13 protein-coding genes are annotated in these 16,189 nt (G+C 70.2%); 9 read left to right on the top strand and 4 right to left on the bottom strand.

Features of this window, described 5'->3' with window-relative positions; genetic code table 11:
* Positions 1-85 precede the first annotated feature (85 nt).
* From AB0M88_RS12815 to AB0M88_RS12795, 5 genes are all read left to right on the top strand, one after another.
* A complete protein-coding gene (locus tag AB0M88_RS12815; protein WP_364099866.1) occupies positions 86-3,409 on the top strand; it encodes a BTAD domain-containing putative transcriptional regulator in 3,324 nt (1,107 codons plus the stop codon).
* A gap of 208 nt (positions 3,410-3,617) precedes the next feature.
* A complete protein-coding gene (locus AB0M88_RS12810; protein WP_364099863.1) occupies positions 3,618-4,637 on the top strand; it encodes an ABC transporter substrate-binding protein in 1,020 nt (339 codons plus the stop codon).
* Position 4,638: 1 nt separating this feature from the next.
* Positions 4,639-6,132 carry a sugar ABC transporter ATP-binding protein gene (locus AB0M88_RS12805; protein WP_364099861.1) on the top strand — a complete coding sequence of 498 codons (1,494 nt, stop codon included), beginning with the start codon at positions 4,639-4,641 and terminating at the stop codon, positions 6,130-6,132.
* Positions 6,129-7,085, top strand: coding sequence for an ABC transporter permease (locus AB0M88_RS12800; RefSeq protein ID WP_364099859.1), 957 nt, complete (start codon positions 6,129-6,131; stop codon positions 7,083-7,085). The genes AB0M88_RS12805 and AB0M88_RS12800 overlap by 4 nt, the downstream gene beginning before the upstream one ends.
* Entirely contained in the window at positions 7,082-8,086 is a 1,005-nt protein-coding gene (locus AB0M88_RS12795; protein WP_364099856.1) for an ABC transporter permease, read from the top strand. Before AB0M88_RS12800 ends, AB0M88_RS12795 begins: the two co-directional genes overlap by 4 nt.
* On the opposite strand, the gene AB0M88_RS12790 is transcribed toward AB0M88_RS12795, so the two are convergent.
* From AB0M88_RS12790 to AB0M88_RS12780, 3 genes are all read right to left on the bottom strand, one after another.
* Positions 8,083-8,796, bottom strand: coding sequence for a zf-HC2 domain-containing protein (locus AB0M88_RS12790; protein ID WP_364099854.1), 714 nt, complete (start codon positions 8,794-8,796; stop codon positions 8,083-8,085). The genes AB0M88_RS12795 and AB0M88_RS12790 overlap by 4 nt on opposite strands.
* Entirely contained in the window at positions 8,793-9,314 is a 522-nt protein-coding gene (locus AB0M88_RS12785; RefSeq protein ID WP_364099851.1) for a sigma-70 family RNA polymerase sigma factor, read from the bottom strand. The genes AB0M88_RS12790 and AB0M88_RS12785 overlap by 4 nt, the downstream gene beginning before the upstream one ends.
* A gap of 174 nt (positions 9,315-9,488) precedes the next feature.
* The gene (locus AB0M88_RS12780; RefSeq protein WP_364099848.1) at positions 9,489-10,811 is read right to left on the bottom strand and encodes a neprosin family prolyl endopeptidase; all 1,323 of its coding nucleotides are present in this window, start codon (positions 10,809-10,811) and stop codon (positions 9,489-9,491) included.
* A 275-nt stretch (positions 10,812-11,086) separates the two neighbouring features.
* Here AB0M88_RS12780 and AB0M88_RS12775 point away from each other — a divergent pair, with 275 nt between their 5' ends.
* The 3 genes from AB0M88_RS12775 to AB0M88_RS12765 all read left to right on the top strand — a co-directional run bounded on the left by AB0M88_RS12775 (position 11,087) and on the right by AB0M88_RS12765 (position 13,478).
* Positions 11,087-12,079 carry a magnesium transporter CorA family protein gene (locus AB0M88_RS12775; protein WP_364099845.1) on the top strand — a complete coding sequence of 331 codons (993 nt, stop codon included), beginning with the start codon at positions 11,087-11,089 and terminating at the stop codon, positions 12,077-12,079.
* Positions 12,080-12,369: 290 nt separating this feature from the next.
* Entirely contained in the window at positions 12,370-13,071 is a 702-nt protein-coding gene (locus AB0M88_RS12770) for a cysteine dioxygenase family protein (RefSeq protein ID WP_364099843.1), read from the top strand.
* The gene (locus AB0M88_RS12765) at positions 13,068-13,478 is read left to right on the top strand and encodes a rhodanese-like domain-containing protein (RefSeq protein ID WP_364099841.1); all 411 of its coding nucleotides are present in this window, start codon (positions 13,068-13,070) and stop codon (positions 13,476-13,478) included. Before AB0M88_RS12770 ends, AB0M88_RS12765 begins: the two co-directional genes overlap by 4 nt.
* A 195-nt stretch (positions 13,479-13,673) precedes the next feature.
* Here AB0M88_RS12765 and AB0M88_RS12760 read toward each other — a convergent pair whose 3' ends face one another.
* A complete protein-coding gene (locus tag AB0M88_RS12760) occupies positions 13,674-15,341 on the bottom strand; it encodes an MFS transporter (protein WP_364099838.1) in 1,668 nt (555 codons plus the stop codon).
* Positions 15,342-15,433: 92 nt separating this feature from the next.
* Here AB0M88_RS12760 and AB0M88_RS12755 point away from each other — a divergent pair, with 92 nt between their 5' ends.
* Positions 15,434-16,189, top strand: coding sequence for a TetR/AcrR family transcriptional regulator (locus AB0M88_RS12755; protein ID WP_364099835.1), 756 nt, complete (start codon positions 15,434-15,436; stop codon positions 16,187-16,189).

Here is a 16,189-nt window from a genome sequence, read left to right as displayed (position 1 = left end):
GAGTGCCCGTCCGTCCGGTTTCCGTTATCCATTGACACCCGGGCCGTCACCCGTGAAGTTGGCATTCACTGACCCGGGAGGACACGTGCCGAACGCGTTGCGCATCTGCGTGCTCGGTCCGGTGCGTGCCTGGGTGGACGAGCTCGAGATCGACCTGGGTCCCGGGCGGCAGCGGGCCGTCTTCGCCGTGCTCGCCGCCCACGCCGGACGGCTGGTCGGCCGCGACGAGCTGATCAACGCGATCTGGGGCGACTCGCCGCCGGCGACCGCCGCCGGCAGCGTCTACACGTACGTGTCGGGGCTCCGGCGCGGGCTCGAACCGGGCATGCTCAGTTCGGCCTCGGGCGGATACCTGCTGCGGGTCGCCCCGGACGACCTGGACGCCAGCCGGTTCCAGCGGCTGCGGGCGATCGCCGCCGAGCTGCTCGCCGCGGGCCGGGGCCACGAGGCGGCCGACCGGCTCGACGAGGCGCTCGCGCTCTGGCGCGGCGACGCGTACGCGACCCTGGCCGGACCCTTCCTGGAGCTGGACCGTCAGCGCCTGGCCGAGTTGCGTCTGGCCGCGGCCGAGCAGCGGGCCCGCATCCTGCTCGACGAGGGCGGCGACGACGGCCTGGTCGCCGAGCTGACCGGCCTGGTCCGCGACAACCCGCTGCACGAGCCGCTCCACGAGTTGCTGATGCGGGCGCTGCACCGGGCCGGCCGGCACGCCGAGGCGCTCGAGGTTTTCCGGGCGGCCCGCCGCACCCTGGTCGCCGAGCTCGGCATCGAGCCCGGGCCGGCGCTGCGCGACCTGCAACGCCAGGTGCTGGCCGGGTCGGCCGAGCGGCCGGCGGCGATCCCGGTGCCCGAGCCGTCCCGCACCGTGGTGCCGACCGCGGTCGCCAAGGCGTTGCGGGACGGGCTGGACGGGCGCGACTCGTTCGGACGGTCGGCCGAGATCGACCGCTTGCGGGGCCTGGTGCGCACGGCGGCCGCGGGCGGCGGGTCGGCGGTCTGGATCGAGGGCGAACCCGGCATCGGCAAGACCGAGCTGCTGATCCTCGCGTTCGCCGACGCGGCCGACGCCGGATGCCGGGTGGCCTGGGGCGCGGCCGATCAGCTGGGCTCGCGTGTCCCTCTGCAGGTGCTGTCGCGGGCGCTCGGCCTGGAGACCGCGTCGCGGCGGCCGCGCAGCCCGGTCGCCGAGCCCGCGGTGGCCGAGGACCAGGTTGTGGCCGCGGTGCGCGGGGCGTGCGCGGCCACCCCTCTGGTGCTGATCGTCGACGACATGCAGTGGGCCGACTCGGCGACCGTACGGGTGTGGGAGCGCCTGTTGTCGCTCACCTCTCGCCTCCCGTTGTTGCTGGTCGCGAGCGCGCGCACGGAACCGCGGCTGGCCACGCTGCGCCGGGCCGTTCAGGGCCGCCAACCGTGGCCGGTCAGATTGAAACCCCTTGCCGCGCCCGAGATCGACCGGCTCGTCGAGTCGCTGGTCGGGGCCCCGCCCGGCCCGCACCTGCGTGCGCTGGTGGCGCGGGCGGGCGGCAACCCGCTGTTCGCCCGCGAGCTGATCGGCGCGCTCCGGCAGCGGGAGGCGATCCAGGTCGCCGGCGGCTGCGCCGACACCGCACCGGATGTGACCGTCGACCCGCCGCAGACGCTGCTCGACGCCGTGCACGCGGGCCTCGACCTGCTGTCGCCGGAGACCCGGGAGGTGCTGCGGCTGGCCGCGCTGCTCGGCTTCGAGTTCTCGGTCAGCGAGGTTGTCGCGGTGACCGGGCGCTCGGCGCTGGAGCTGGTCGGCGCGCTGGAGGAGGCGCTGACCGCGAACATGCTGGTCGACAGCGGAACCGACCTGGCGTTCCGGCATCCCTACCTGCGGGAGGTGCTGGGCGAGAGCGTGCCGCCGGCGCTGCGGGCCGGGTTGCACCGGCACGCGGCGGAGGTGCTGGCGGCCGGCGGGAGCCCGGTGACCCGGGTCGCCGAGCAGCTGACCGCGCAGACCCCGGTGGTCGACAGCTGGGTGCTGGGCTGGTTGCTCGACCACCACGCCGAGGTCGTACGCCGGGCGCCGCAGATCGCCGGGGAGCTGATCCGCCGTACGCTCGCCACCGACCTGCCGTCGGCCGGGCAGCGCGGTGTGTTGCTCGTCGCCCTGGTCCGCCTGGAGTTCCGCCGCGAGCACTACCCGATGACCGAGGCCGAGGAGGCGATGACCCTCGCCACCGACCCGGCCGACAAGGCCGAGATGCGGCAGTTGCTGGCGACCATGCGCTACCGGCGGGGTGAGATCGCCGAGGCGGTGGCGATGTTGCGCGACGCGGTCGACGACGCGGGCGTGCCGACGATCTGGCGCACCCGGCATCGCGTGCTGCTGGCCAATTTCCGCCGGGGTGACCTCGACGATCTCGATCTGGCCGAGCGGCGGGCCGAGATCGTGCTGTCCGAGGCGATGGCGGCCGGCGAGCCCTACGAGAGCGCGTACGCCCTGCAGACGATCTGGATGACGAGCTCGATCCGCCGCGACCACGAGAAAGCACTGGCCAATGTGGACCGTGCTCTGGAAGTGGTGCGGGGTAACGAGGAACTCGCCGGCACCACCATCGACCTGCTCGACAACCGGCTGTTCTCGCTGCAAAATCTCGACCGTCTCGACGAGGCTCAAACCACTTTGGAGACCGCGGTCGCGTTCGCCACCGAGCACCGGCTGCCGGCCAGCCTGCACGTGGCGACCGCGGTGCAGGACTACTGGCTGGGCCGGTGGGACGAGGCGCTGGCCGAGGTGAGCGCGGTGACCGAGGACGCGCCGGGCATCGGCTTCCACGGGCTGCGCGAGCCGGGCGCGGTGACGATGCTGCTGCACGGGGTGGCGGCGCTGATCGCCCTGCATCGCGACGCCCCCGACCTGGCCGCGGCGCATCTGGGTGCGGCCGACGCGGTGCCGGCCAGCGAGGCCGAGCGGGAGAACTGCGATTTCCTGCTGGTCGCCCGGTCGCTCGCGGCCCAGCAGCGGGGCCGGGGCGAGGAGGCGCTCGAGGTGCTGGCGCCGCTGCTGCAGCCGGCGTACGCCCCGATGATGTTGCGGCACCAGTGGCTGCCCGACGTCGTGCGGCTCGCCCGCACTCTGTCGCGTTCGGACATTGCCGAACAGGCGGCGGCGATCTGCGCCGCCGAGGCGGCCCGGGAGGTCCGGCCGGCCCGGGCGTACGCGGCGAATCTGCGCTGTCAGGCACTGCTGCTCGGCGATCCGGGCCCGGCGCTGGCCGCGGCCGAGCACTACCGACAGGTCGGGCGGGTGTTCGAGCGGGCGGTCGCGCTGGAGGATGCGGCCCTGCTCAGCGGGGAGCGCCCGGAGGAGGCCCGGAGCCTCTACCTGGCGTTGTCCGCGCGCTGGGACCTCGCGCGCACCTCGACCGTCACCATCTGAGCCGTTCTCAGTTCCCATCGACGCCCGTCAGCGGCGTTCGGTTGTGATTGGTTTTGGTGCTCATGCTTGACAGGAAAAGTTTGATGGTGCGTGAATGTGTTTCCAGGTGGTTACTCCCCGATGTCACACCCACCAAGGAGCTCAAAACATGCGTACATACCCGGGACGATTGCGCCCTGCGGCCGTCACTCTAGGTGCCGCCCTGCTCATGATCAGTGCGTGCGCCAAGTCCGAGGACAGCGGTTCGGCCAGCAACAGTTCCGCTCCGGCGTCGGCCGGTGCCCAGGTCGTCGCCTCCGCTCCGGCCGGCCCGACCTGCTCGATCGACCAGTACGGCGGCAGCAAGATCGATCTCAAGACGGCCAAGGTCGGCTTCTCCCAGTCGGAGAAGGAGGCCAACCCGTTCCGCATCACCGAGACCCAGTCCATCAAGGACGAGGCGGCCAAGCTGGGCATCACCAACCTGACCGCGACCAACGCGAATTCCGAGTTCAACAAGCAGATCAGCGACGTCGAGCAGATGATCGACTCGGGCGTCCAGGTGCTGGTCATCGCGCCGCTGAACTCGGACGGCTGGGACTCGGTGTTCGCCAAGGCCTCGGCCAAGCACATCCCGATCATCACGATCGACCGCAAGATCAACGCGACCCCGTGCAAGGACTACCTGACCTTCATCGGGTCGGACTTCGCCGAGCAGGGCAAGCGGGCCGCCGACGAGATGGCCAAGGCCCTGGGCAACAAGGGCAAGGTCGCGATCCTGCTCGGGGCGCCCGGCAACAACGTGACCACGCTGCGTACCAGCGGCTTCAAGGACGAGATCGCCAAAGTCGCCCCCGATGTGAAGATCGTCTTTGAACAGACGGGCAACTTCGCCCGGGAGGACGGGCAGAAGGTCACCGAGCAACTGCTGCAGTCCAACCCCGACATCAACGGGATCTACGGCGAGAACGACGAGATGGCGCTCGGCGCGGTCACCGCGCTCAAGGGCGCGGGCAAGAAGGCCGGCGACGTCAAGGTGGTCTCGGTCGACGGCACCAAGAGCGCGGTGCAGAACATCGTCGACGGCTGGGCCAGCGCGGTCATCGAGTCCAACCCGCGGTTCGGCCCGCTCGCGTTCGACACCGCGAGCAAGTTCCTGAGCGGCACCCCGGTCGGCGAGGACATCGTCATCCAGGACCGGCAGTACGACGAGAGCAACGCCAAGACCGACGTCAACAGCGCGTACTGAGATGCTCGAGGTCACCCGGGTCAGCAAGACCTTTCCCGGCGTACGCGCGCTCGACCAGGTCTCCTTCGCCCTCCAGCCGGGTGAGGTGCACGCCCTGGTCGGCGAGAACGGCGCCGGGAAATCCACTCTGATCAAGGTGCTCACCGGGGTCTACCGGCCGGACGCCGGTGAGCTGCGCTATGCCGGTGAGGCGGTGACCTTCGGCTCACCGATGGACGCCCAGCGGGCCGGGATCTCCACGATCTACCAGGAGGTCAACCTGGTCCCGCTGATGAGCGTCGCCCACAACCTGTTCCTGGGGCGGGAGCCACGCACCGCGTTCGGCCTGCTCGACGAGCGCCGGATGCGACGCGCGGCGACCGAGGTCCTGGCCGGCTACGGCGTCACGACCGACGTCGGCCGTCCACTGGGGACGCTGCCGCTCGGAGCGCAGCAGATGGTCGCGCTGGCCCGGGCGGTGATGGTCGACGCCAAGGTCGTGATCATGGACGAGCCGACCTCGTCGCTCGAGCCGCGCGAGGTGGAGACGCTCTTCGGCGTCATCCGCACGCTGCACGAGCGGGGCATCGGCATCGTCTACGTCAGCCACCGGCTGGACGAGCTCTATCGCATCTGCGACGCGGTGACGATCCTGCGGGACGGCAAGGTCGTGCACACCGGCCGGCTGGCCGACCTGGAACGGATCCGGCTGGTCTCACTCATGCTGGGCCGGGAAGTCACCGAGGGCTCGACGGCCTTCTCCGGCGACGCCACCGGCAGCGAGGCTGCACCCATCCTGCGGGCCACCGGCCTGACCGACCGGCACAAGCTGCACGAGGTCACCTTCGAGGTGCGGCCCGGCGAGGTCGTCGGGCTCGGCGGCCTGCTCGGCGCCGGCCGGAGCGAGACGATCAAGGCGATCGGTGGCGCCTATCCGCTGGATGCCGGTGAGGTCGAGGTGGACGGCGCTTCCCTCGGCCGGCCGACCACGGTCCAGGCGGTCAAGGCGGGCATCGCGGTGCAACCGGAGGATCGGAAGGCCGAGGGCATCGTCGCCGGCCTTTCCGTACGCGAGAACATCGCGCTCGCCGTGCTCCCCCGCATGTCGCGCCTGGGCCTGGTGTCCGACAAGCGCATCGACGAGATCGTCGAGAAGTACATGACCCGCCTGCGGATCAAGGCGTCCAGCCCCGACCAACTGGTCGGCGACCTCTCGGGCGGCAACCAGCAGAAGGTGCTGCTGGCCCGGCTGCTGGCCACCGGCCCCAAGGTGCTGCTGCTCGACGAGCCGACCCGCGGCATCGACGTCGGCGCCAAGGCCGAGGTGCAGTCGCTGATCGACGAACTGGCCGCCGAGGGCCTGGGCGTCGTGCTGGTCTCCTCGGACGCCGAGGAGCTGATCGAGGGCGCCGACCGGGTGGTGGTGCTGCGCGACGGCGTGGTCGTCGGCACCCTGACCGGCGACGCCGTCACGACCGAGGATCTGCTGGCCACGATCGCGGGAGACCCGTCATGACCGGCGAAGCCGTCACCGCCCGGCCCGGTCTCGACCTGACCCGGCTCTCGAAATACGGCGTGTACCTGGCCATCGCCCTGTTGGGGCTCTACAACATCTTCTTCACGCCGTACTTCCTGACCTGGAGCAACCTGCGCATCCAGCTGATCCAGGTCGCGCCGGTGGTCATCGTCGCGCTGGGCATGGCACTGGTGATCGGCACCGAGGGCATCGATCTCTCGGTCGGCTCGGTGATGGCGCTCGCGGCCGCGTTCATCCCGCTCTATCTGGGGTACGGCGTGGTCGCCGCGATTCTGGTGTCACTGGCCGCCGGCGTGGTCGTCGGCCTGATCAACGGCGTGCTCGTGGCGAAGGTCGGGCTGCAACCGATCGTGGCGACGCTCGCGCTGTTCGTCGGCGGCCGGGGCCTGGCCGTGGTCATCTCGAAGGGCCGGCTCCGGGACATCCACGACTCGAACTTCCTCTATCTCGGCTCGGGCGACCTGTTCGGCATCCCGGTGCTGGTCTGGATCGCCGCGCTGCTGGTGGCGGTGGTCGCGTTCGTCGTGCGGCGCACCGTGTTCGGCCGCCGGCTGCTCGCCATCGGCGGCAACCGCCCCGCGACCGAGCTGGCCGGCGTGCCGGTCCAACGGGTCCTGATCACCGTCTACGTGGTCTGCTCGGTGCTCGCCTCGATCGCCGGGCTGCTGTCGGTGTCCCGCATCCAGTCGAGCGACGCCTCGTCGGTCGGCCTGCTGATCGAACTGTCCGCGATCACCGCGGTCGTGGTCGGCGGCACCCCGCTCACCGGCGGCAAGGTGCGCGTCGTCGGCACGGTCGCCGGCGCCCTCCTGATGCAACTGGTGATCGCCACGATGATCAAGCACAACCTGCGGCCGTCGACGACCGAGATGGTCCAGGCCGTGATCATCCTGATCGCGGTCTACGTGGCCCGGGAAAGGAAGACCCGATGATCGTGACCGATCCCGCGACGATCGTTGTCGAGGACGTCCGCCGGGCCGAGCGCACCGATCGGATCGTCGGAACCGTGCAACGCCAGGGCGCGCTCGCCGTGCTCGTGGTCGTGGTCGTGATGTCGGTGGCCGCCTTCCCCAACTTCCGCAGCTTCGACAACGCGGCGACGATCCTGGTCGCGGCCGCGCCACCGATGCTGATCGCCCTCGGCATGACCTTCGTGATCATCACCGGCGGCATCGACCTGTCGGTCGGATCGCTCTACGTGCTCGGCGGCGTCGTCGCGGCCTGGGCCTCCCAGTACGGCTGGCTCGCCGCGTTCGCCGCCCCGCTGCTGGTGTGCGGGGCGATCGGGCTGGTCGACGGGCTGCTCATCGCGTACACCCGGATGGCGCCGTTCATCGTCACCCTGGCCGCCCTGCTCGGCGCCCGCGGCCTGATGCGGGCGATCAGCCAAGAGGGCTCGCAGACCTACCTGGTCCGAAGCCGGCCGTTCGCTCATTTCGGCAACGGCTCGTTCCTCGGCCTCGGCTATCCGGTGTGGCTGGCCGCGGCGCTGGTGGTGGCCGGGATGGTCGTGCTGGCCCGCACCCGGTTCGGCCGCGCGGTCTACGCACTCGGCGGCAGCGAGGACGCCGCGGCCCTGATGGGCATCGCCGTCCGCCGCACCAAGGTCTGGGTATACGTGATGTCCGGCCTGCTGGCCGGGCTGGCCGGGGCGATCAACGCGGCCAAGCTCGGCTCCGGCGTGACCGTGCTCGGCAGCGGCATGGAACTCGACGCGATCGCCGCGGTGGTGATCGGCGGAACCCTGCTGACCGGCGGCGCCGGCACGATCGCCGGCACCGTCGCCGGTGTGCTGCTGCTCGGCGTGATCCAAAACCTGATCAACCAGGTCGGCAACCTCAACAGCAACTGGCAGCAGGTGATCAGCGGGGCGTTCCTGGCCCTGGTCGTGGTCGCCCAGACCTACCTGGTGAAACTCCGCCGGGTGACCTAGTTGACGTTGGCCGTTCCGAGCAGGTGGCCGTTGCGGTCGGCCACCGTGATCTCACTGACGTTGCGCAGCTGGATGGAGCTGGCGCCGATCACCTTGGCATTGCCGGTCGGCGTCGGCCCCCACGCCGCGGCCTGCTCGATCACTTTGCCCTCGTCGTCGTGCACCTGGCAGAGGAACGGCCCGTCACCCTGCAACCGGGTCACCTCGAGCGAGACCGAGACACCCCACGTCTTCGGGGTGAGCGTCGCCTGACCGGTCATGCTGCTGCCCGCCGCCGGCTCGAACTGGGCCGTGACCAGCTGCGGGCTGGGCAACGCCTCGGGGGCCTGCTGCTGATGACTGCCGCGGACCACCCCGAAGCCGATGGCGGCCGCGACCACCACCACGGCGGCCGCGGCCAGCCAGCGTACGCGTGCCGTGCGGCTCTCCCGGGAACGCTCGGCCCGCATCTTCCGCAGCAGGCCCTCGATGTTCTCCGCACTCGGCCGGGTGGCCAGGCTGACCGGCGCTTGCGCGCCGTCGCCCCCGGCCCGCTGGGCTTCCGGCAAACGCTTCAAAAGCTCCGGTACGGCGGCAAGCTCGTCCAGCTCGGTGCGGCAGTCGTCGCAGTCGCGCAGGTGAGCGTCGAGCCGGTCGGTGTCGGCTTCGTCGAGGCCGCCGAGCAGATAACCGCCGAGGAGCCGGCGCAGGTCGTCGTGTTCGGCGCTCACCGCAGGACCCCCATCTCCTCGAAGGCGGTTCGCAGGGCCCGCACCGCGTAATAGGCCCGCGACTTCACTGTGCCCTCGGGCACCGACAGCTTCCGGGCCGCGTCGGCGACACTCTGGCCCTCGTAGTACATGGCCCGGACCACCGCCTGGTGATCGGCCGAGAGCCGCTCCAGCGCCTCGGCGACCAGCCAGCCCTCGACCAGCTGATCGACGTTGTCGGCCGAGGGCACGGACGCCACCGCGGCCTCGTCGGCGACCAGGTGGGGGCGGCGCTGCTCGGCCCGCCAGGCGTTGGTCACCACGTTACGGGCGATCGTCAGCAGGTAGGACCGGGTGCGGCCGGGGTCGCTGTCCAGGTGGTCGATGTGCTTCCACGCCCGCAGCAGCGTCTCCTGCACCAGGTCTTCGGCCCGGTGCCGGTCGTGCACGTAACGCAGGATGAAGCTGAGCAGGACCGCGTAGTGCTCGGTATAGAGCGCGGTCATCAGCTCCTCGTCGGGGCTACCCCGTCGCCTCATCCGGCCTGCCTCTCGAACTCACGGCCCCGTCCTGGGTATTACACCCCCCGCCGGTTTCCGGTTCGATCGCGAGGCAGCCAATTCCGTCCTGGGAGCGCCCCGGCAACCCCCTGGGGAAACGGACGATGCCCGATCCCCCTCGCCGGGACCGGGCATCGTGTCGTGGGTGACCTGTCAGCAGGCCGGCTTCACGGTGTCGGTAGAACTCTTCTCGGGGTCGGAGGCGCCCGGTCCGCCGTACATGAACGATCTGGTCGAGTTCTTGATCGAGCTCATGCCGTAAACGAGGTTGGTGCTTCGCATGTACATGTTGACCGTCGGACCGTTGATGTACGTGAGGTTGCCCATCCGGGCCGCCGCCCCCGACGGGTCGCCGACCTTCACGCCGCTGCCCATCTGGGAACAGGGCGTGGAGGTCGGGGCCGCGACCTCACCGAACGCCTGGAAGTACGAGCCGTAGGTGAAGTCGTCGACACCCTGCTCGTTCCAGAGCTTGTCCGGGAAGTTGCCGACCCAGTTCGTGTCGTACGCGATCCACCAGGCGTTGTTGACGTGCTCGATGCCGAACTTCTTCAGGGTGTCGACCGGCAGCGTGTCGCCCGGCTTGGCACCACCGTCGAACTGCTGGAAGCCGCAGGCGTTGTAGCAGGTCGGCTCGCCGTTGATCCAGTGGAAGACGAAGAGGTGCGGGTCGTCGTCGCCGTTGACCGAGCGGTCGACGTTCCAGCCGACCTCGACCGTCTGCGAGCCGTCGTCCGTCTGCACGGCCAGCTCGGCGAGCGTGTGGTATTCGCCCTTGGCCAGCGTCGGCTTCTTGATGTCGACCGACGCGTACAGACCGTCGGCCTTCTGCTCCTGCGAGGCCACGCTGTAGAGGAAGTTGACACTCTTGCTCGCCGCGCCGTTGTTGCCGGTGACCGGCGGCGTGGTGGAACTGACCGCGTTCGGCGTGCTGCTGGCGGCCAGCGGGGCGACCCCCGCGGCCGACGTCGACGGCGAGGCCGGGGAGGTGGTCGCGGCCGCCGTGGTCGGGTCGGCGGCCGGGCTCGTCGTGGACGACGTGGTGGGCGACGTCGTCGAGTCGTCGGGCGCGGTCGTCGTGGTGGTGGTCGAGGGCGACGCGGCCGGTGCGGGCGGCTGCACGTCGGTCTTCTCGGACCGCAGGACGCTGGTCCTGGTCGACCGGCCCTTGGGTGCGAAGTCGAGGGTGTGTGCGTTGTGGTCGGAGGCGGCCTGCAGACCCTGAGCCTTGAGCGAGCGGCTGGAGGCGCCGTCTCGGCCCCGGCGCACACGCTGCGGCTTGTCGCCCCAGGGCAGCTTGGCCGGCGGTGTCGACACGGCAGGGGCATCGGCCTGGTCGGCGACGGGGGCCTTGGCGGCACCCTGGTCACCGGAGACCTGTTCCGCGCCCGCGTTCATAGTCGAGGCAACGCCCAAGGCGCCGACCACGGCGACGGCTAGGCCGGCGGCAAGGAGACCGCGGCGTGACTTCAACACGTGTCCGTCCTCGTTCATCGGGGGGATCGGCGGAGGCGGGCGAGGTCCTCCGGCACCGTTTCGGCGGCGGAGGTCACCATATAGCTTTCTCGATTGCAGTTGAGCGTGCCGAGCTGATTTCCGCCTTAACGGCTGAGGCGCCACAGCAAGACGGCCGATTCGCACGTCAATTAGGTTGACGGAGCGTGTCGAAGCGGTCGCGCAGGGCCTCTTTTCACGTGTTGTTCGGAAAGAGGCAAAGTCCCATGAGGTTCTTTCAGGTCTAAGTTGATCGCATGTCCGGGATCCGAGTCCTGTCGTTGACCGGCGGCACGGTCGAGAGTCACCCGTTGGAGGAGGTGGCCGACCTTCTCGAGCGGGACGACACGCTGGTGTGGGTGGACGTTCCGGAGTGCAGCGACGAGGCCGTGACCCTGCTGACCGACGTACTCGAGTGCCATCCCCTGGCCGTACGTGACTGTATGCAACGCAATCGCGTGCCAAGAGTCCGGATTTATCCGCATCAACAACTTCTGATCTTGCACGGACCGGAACGCGGACCGTCCGGGCATGTCCACTATCTCGAACTCGATCAGATAATCGGGGAAAAGTACGTCGTCACCGTGCACGGCCCGATCAATCCCACCGTTCCGCTCGAGGTCGCATTGCGCGAAACGGACGGCGTCCGGAAGCGGATCGAGGCGGGCCGGCTGCAACCGGATTCCCCCTACGAGTTGTCGTACGCGATCACCTCCGCCCTGACCCACCGGCTGGAGTCCTTCATCGAGGACCTGACCCGCGACGTCTGGGAGCTGGAGCGACGGGTGACCGGCGGCCACATGGGCAACCCGGAGGAGTTCCTGGAGGAGCTCTTCGAGGCCCGGCACGGCCTGCTCGCGGTACGCACGATGGGCGCGCTCGGCGCCGAGGTGCTGGGCCGGATAGCCGCGCTGGAGGCTCGCATCCCGGTCGACGACCGTCCGCTGGTCGCCGACGCGACCGACCAGATGAACCGCATCCGCAACCTGGCCGACGGCGAACGGGAGTACCTCCAGGGCGTGATCGAGTTCTACCGGGCCCGGGCCGAGACCAAGATGACCGTAGCGGCCGAGCGCCTGGCCGTGATCGCGGTGGTGACGCTGCCGATCACGGCCCTCTCCTCGATCTACGGCATGAACATCATCGTCAACGGCACGACCCACGTCACCCAGCTGATCGTGGTGCTCACAATCATGGCGGTCATGTCGGCGCTGCTGCTGGCGTGGGCGAAGCGGCGCGGCTGGTGGTGACGTCCCGGTTGGCTGCGGTCCACATGGCGGAACGAATTTGACGGGCGATCTTTTGCCGGGCCACGATGGGCGCCATGCAGCGGAAGGCCATCCCTCTCATCGCCGATCTGGCGATCGATCTGGTGCGTTGCGCCAGCGCCTGCTGTCCTAGCTGACCTGCTCTTTCTTCCGGCCCTCGGGCCCACAGCACGTTTCAGCCAACCGATTCCGCGCGTTCCGCCCCACTAGGCCGCTCTGCGCCGGTTAACCTATAGGACTGATAGGCAATGTATGCAAAGCGAGGAGCTCCCGTGACCGCCGTCGACGTCCGCCTCGACCATCTCGCCATCGCCGCCCGCTACGCCGCCGCACCCGGGCAGTGGCCGGTCGCCCCCCGGTTCAACCCGGTCGACCGCTGGTACCACCGGCTCACGGTCGCCGAGGACCACGAGGTCTGGCTGCTCACCTGGCTGCCCGGCCAGGGCACCGACCTGCACGACCACGGCGGCTCGTCGGGCGCTTTCCTGGTCGTCGCCGGCACGCTGACCGAAGAGACGGTCGCCCCCGGCAAGCTGACCGGGGACACGATCGGCGGCGGCACGCTGACCGGAAAGACGGTCACCGGCGGCACGCTGACCGCGGACACGATCGGCGGCGGCACGCTGACCGGAAAGACGGTCACCGGCGGCACGCTGACCGCGGACACGATCGGCGCCGGCACCCTGACCGCAGACACGCTCACCGCCGCCACGCTGACCGGGAAGACGGTCACCGCCGGCACGCCGACCCGGCAGACCGGCGACGAACGGCCCCGGGCCGTCGCGCGCGAACTCAGCGCGGGCGACGGCCGCCGCTTCGGTCCGCGCCACATCCACCGGGTCACCAACCGGTCGACCCGGCCGGCGATCAGCATCCACGTCTACGGCCCGGCGCTGACCACGATGACCCGCTACCGCCTGACGGCGGCGGGCCTGGAGATCCGTACGGTCGAGGCAGCGGGAGCGCAGTGGTGACCGCGAGCGTCCTGACCCCGCCGCCGGGCTCCCTCGGCATCAACGACCTGTTGGCCGCCGCCCGGGCCCGGCTGCACCGCCTCGACCCGGCCGCCGTGGCCGCCGCCCTTCGCGACGGCGCGACGCTGATCGACATCCGCCCGGTCGCCCAGCGAGCCGAGCACGGTGAGATCCCGGGCGCGCTCGTGATCGAACGCAACGTGCTGGAGTGGCGCCTCGACCCGCGCAGCGACGCCCGGCTGCCGTTCGCCGACCGCTACGACCTCGAGGTGATCATCACCTGCCAGGAGGGCTACACGAGCAGCCTGGCCGCGGCCGCCCTGCAGGATCTCGGCCTGCACCGGGCGACCGACCTGGCCGGCGGCTACGCCGCGTGGCGCGCCGCCGGCCTGCCGACCACCAGATAAGCCGACTCGTCAGGCCGGGCTGGTGTAGACAGCCGGCCAGATAAGCCGCGCCGCCAGCGCCTCTCTTCCGGCCGCGGCTGGCGCACGCTGCAGGCCCGACGACCATCTCAAATGAGCCGAGCCGCCAGGGCCTCTCTTCCGGCCGCGACCGGCGCACGCTGCAGGCCCGACGACCATCTCAAATGAGCCGAGCCGTCAGGGCCCCTCCTCCGGCCGCGGCCGGCGGGGCAGGAAGAACGACAGTCCAAAGGCGAGCAGGAGTAGCAGCACGGTCACCGCGGTGGTGCGGATCGTCGTGTCACGGAACCCGCTCTGCACCTGCTCCGTCACGTACGCCCCGATCTTTGGGTCTTGGTTCTGCGCCGAGCCGGCGCCCTTGCAGCTGGCCGGCACCACGTCGGGGTCGTTTTCCGAGACCCGGTCGGCCAGGCAGGCCCGCAGGCCGGCCGTGACCGCCGGCTGGGCCTGGGCCGGCACCCCGCTCGCGGTGAGCACGGTGCGCAGCCGGCTCGCCGAACTGTCGACGTGGTGGGTGACCGCGCCGGGCAGCAGGGCGAAAAAGATCGTGCCGAGCACCGCGATGCCGAACGCCCCACCCAGCTGCTGCACCGACGTGAGCGCCCCGGACGCCGAGCCGGTCTCATGGTCGTCGACGCCGGCCAGCACGATGTTGAAGAACGGCGCCATCGCCAGGCCCATGCCGATGCCGAGGAACAGCAGCGACGGGATCATCTGGTACGGGTTGATGCCCGCTCCGGCCAGCCAGACCGTGTATGCGAAGCCGCCCGTGGCGACCAGCATGATCAGGGTGCCGAGCTGAAGCGCCTGCCGGCCGAACTTCTCGGTCAGCCCGGCTGCCGCCAGCCCGAAGCCGGCGATCGTGCCCAGCGCCTGCGGCAGCGTCGACAGGCCGGCCTTGAGCGGTGAATAGCCCAGGCCGATCTGCAGGTAGAACGTGAAGATCAGGCCGGTGCCGATCAGCGCACCGAAGAACACCATGCCCAGTGCCAGGCCGCCGGTGAACGCCCGCTTGCGGAACAGGCTGGGCGTGACCAGCGGGTCGAGCCCCTTGCGCTCGCGCCGGCTCTCGAAGAACGAGAAGACCCCGAACACCACGACGCCGGCCGCCAGCATCACGAAGCACCACGCCGGCCAGTCGAGCTCGCGGCCCTGCACCAGCGGGAAGAGCAGCAGGAACGCGCCACCGGCCGCGAACAACACTCCGACCAGGTCGAGCTTGGGCGGCTCGGGCAGGCGCGAGTCGGGCAGGAAGCGCAGCGCCCCGACCACCGCGAAAATGCCGAGCGGCACGTTGATGAAGAAGATCATGCGCCAGCCGGAGCCGAAGTAGTCGGCGTCGACCAGCCAGCCGGCCAGGATCGGGCCGGCGACCGCGCCGAGACCCATCACCGGGCCGAAGGCGCCGAACGCCTTCGCCATCTCCTTGGGGTCGGCGAACATCCGGCGGATCATGCCGAGGCCCTGCGGCAGCATGATCGCGCCGAACAGGCCCTGCACCGCGCGGGCGGCGATCAGCTCGCCCGGCGCCTGGGCGAGCGCACAGCCGAGCGAGGCCAGCGTGAAGCCGGCCGCCCCGACCAGGAACATGCGCTGCCGGCCGAAGATGTCACCGAGCCGGCCGCCGGTCAGCAGGCCGATCGCCATGGCCAGCGTGTAGGCCGCGCCGAGCCACTGGATCAGCGCGTAGGACCCGCCCAGGTCGGTGCGGATCGAGGGCCCGGCGATGGTGGTGACCAGCGAGTCGAGGAGGTCCATCACCTCGGCCGCGAGGATCACGAAGAGCGCGACCCAGCGATATCGGTATGGCGCGGCGGCCTTGGCCTCTTCCAGAACCGCTTGCATGGAGTCCCCCCGGATGTTCTGAACAGTGTTCGTCGTCTACGAACACTGTTCTACTGGCGAACGGTGTTCGCGTCAAGGTAAATTCAGTCCCGATGAACGAGTTCCCCTGGCGACACCAGAGGCCGGCGGCCGGCCGCCCCGCCAAGCTCCCGCTAACCCGCGACCAGATCGTGCAGGCCGCCCTGCGCATCGTGCGGGCCGAGGGCATCGACGCGGTCAGCATGCGGCGCGTCGCGACCGAGTTCGACACCGGCCCCTCCAGCCTCTATGCCCACGTGGCCAACAAAGACGAGCTGCTCCAGCTGATGTTCGACGAGATGTGCGGCACCATCGCGGTCCCCGCGCCCGACCCGGCCCGCTGGCGGGAACAGGTCAAGGAGCTGGCCCGGGCCGGCTATCAGGCGATGCTCGACCACAACGACCTGGCCCGGGCCGCGCTGGCCACGATTCCGACCGGGCCCAACGCGATGCGGGTCTCCGACGCCATGCTCGGCATGATGCTGACCGGCGGCGTCCCGGCCCGCATTGCAGCGTGGGCGCTCGACCGCATCTTCCTCTACATCACCGCCGACGCTTACGAATACTCGATCTGGCGCGGTCACGTCTCGGCCGCCGGCACCGACAAGGAGACGTTCCTCGAGCAACTCTCGTCCGATCTGGTGGCCTATTACGCCGAGTTGCCCGAAGACACCTATCCCCACCTGAGCAAACATGCGGCCGAGATGGTCGGCAACACCAACGGCACCGAACGCTTCGAGTTCGGCCTCGACATGATCGTCGGCGGCCTCGATCGGTACGTCACGGCCGGCCACCAGACCGACTTGTCGGGAAACCGTCAGCCCAGATAG

Origin of the sequence: Actinoplanes sp. NPDC051411 (genome assembly GCF_040682075.1) — a bacterium.
Lineage (GTDB): Bacteria > Actinomycetota > Actinomycetes > Mycobacteriales > Micromonosporaceae > Actinoplanes.
The sequence above is the reverse complement of the archived record's forward strand: the minus strand, read 5'-3'. Positions and strand labels throughout refer to the sequence as shown.

Bases quoted from the DNA above. Each gene is read 5' to 3' on its own strand.
- AB0M88_RS12760 (WP_364099838.1), bottom strand. From the start codon at position 15,341: ATGCAAGCGGTTCTGGAAGAGGCCAAGGCCGCCGCGCCATACCGATAT.
- AB0M88_RS12800 (WP_364099859.1), top strand. From the start codon at position 6,129: ATGACCGGCGAAGCCGTCACCGCCCGGCCCGGTCTCGACCTGACCCGG.
- AB0M88_RS12805 (WP_364099861.1), top strand. From the start codon at position 4,639: ATGCTCGAGGTCACCCGGGTCAGCAAGACCTTTCCCGGCGTACGCGCG.
- AB0M88_RS12785 (WP_364099851.1), bottom strand. From the start codon at position 9,314: ATGAGGCGACGGGGTAGCCCCGACGAGGAGCTGATGACCGCGCTCTAT.
- AB0M88_RS12810 (WP_364099863.1), top strand. From the start codon at position 3,618: ATGATCAGTGCGTGCGCCAAGTCCGAGGACAGCGGTTCGGCCAGCAAC.
- AB0M88_RS12755 (WP_364099835.1), top strand. From the start codon at position 15,434: ATGAACGAGTTCCCCTGGCGACACCAGAGGCCGGCGGCCGGCCGCCCC.
- AB0M88_RS12795 (WP_364099856.1), top strand. From the start codon at position 7,082: ATGATCGTGACCGATCCCGCGACGATCGTTGTCGAGGACGTCCGCCGG.
- AB0M88_RS12775 (WP_364099845.1), top strand. From the start codon at position 11,087: ATGTCCGGGATCCGAGTCCTGTCGTTGACCGGCGGCACGGTCGAGAGT.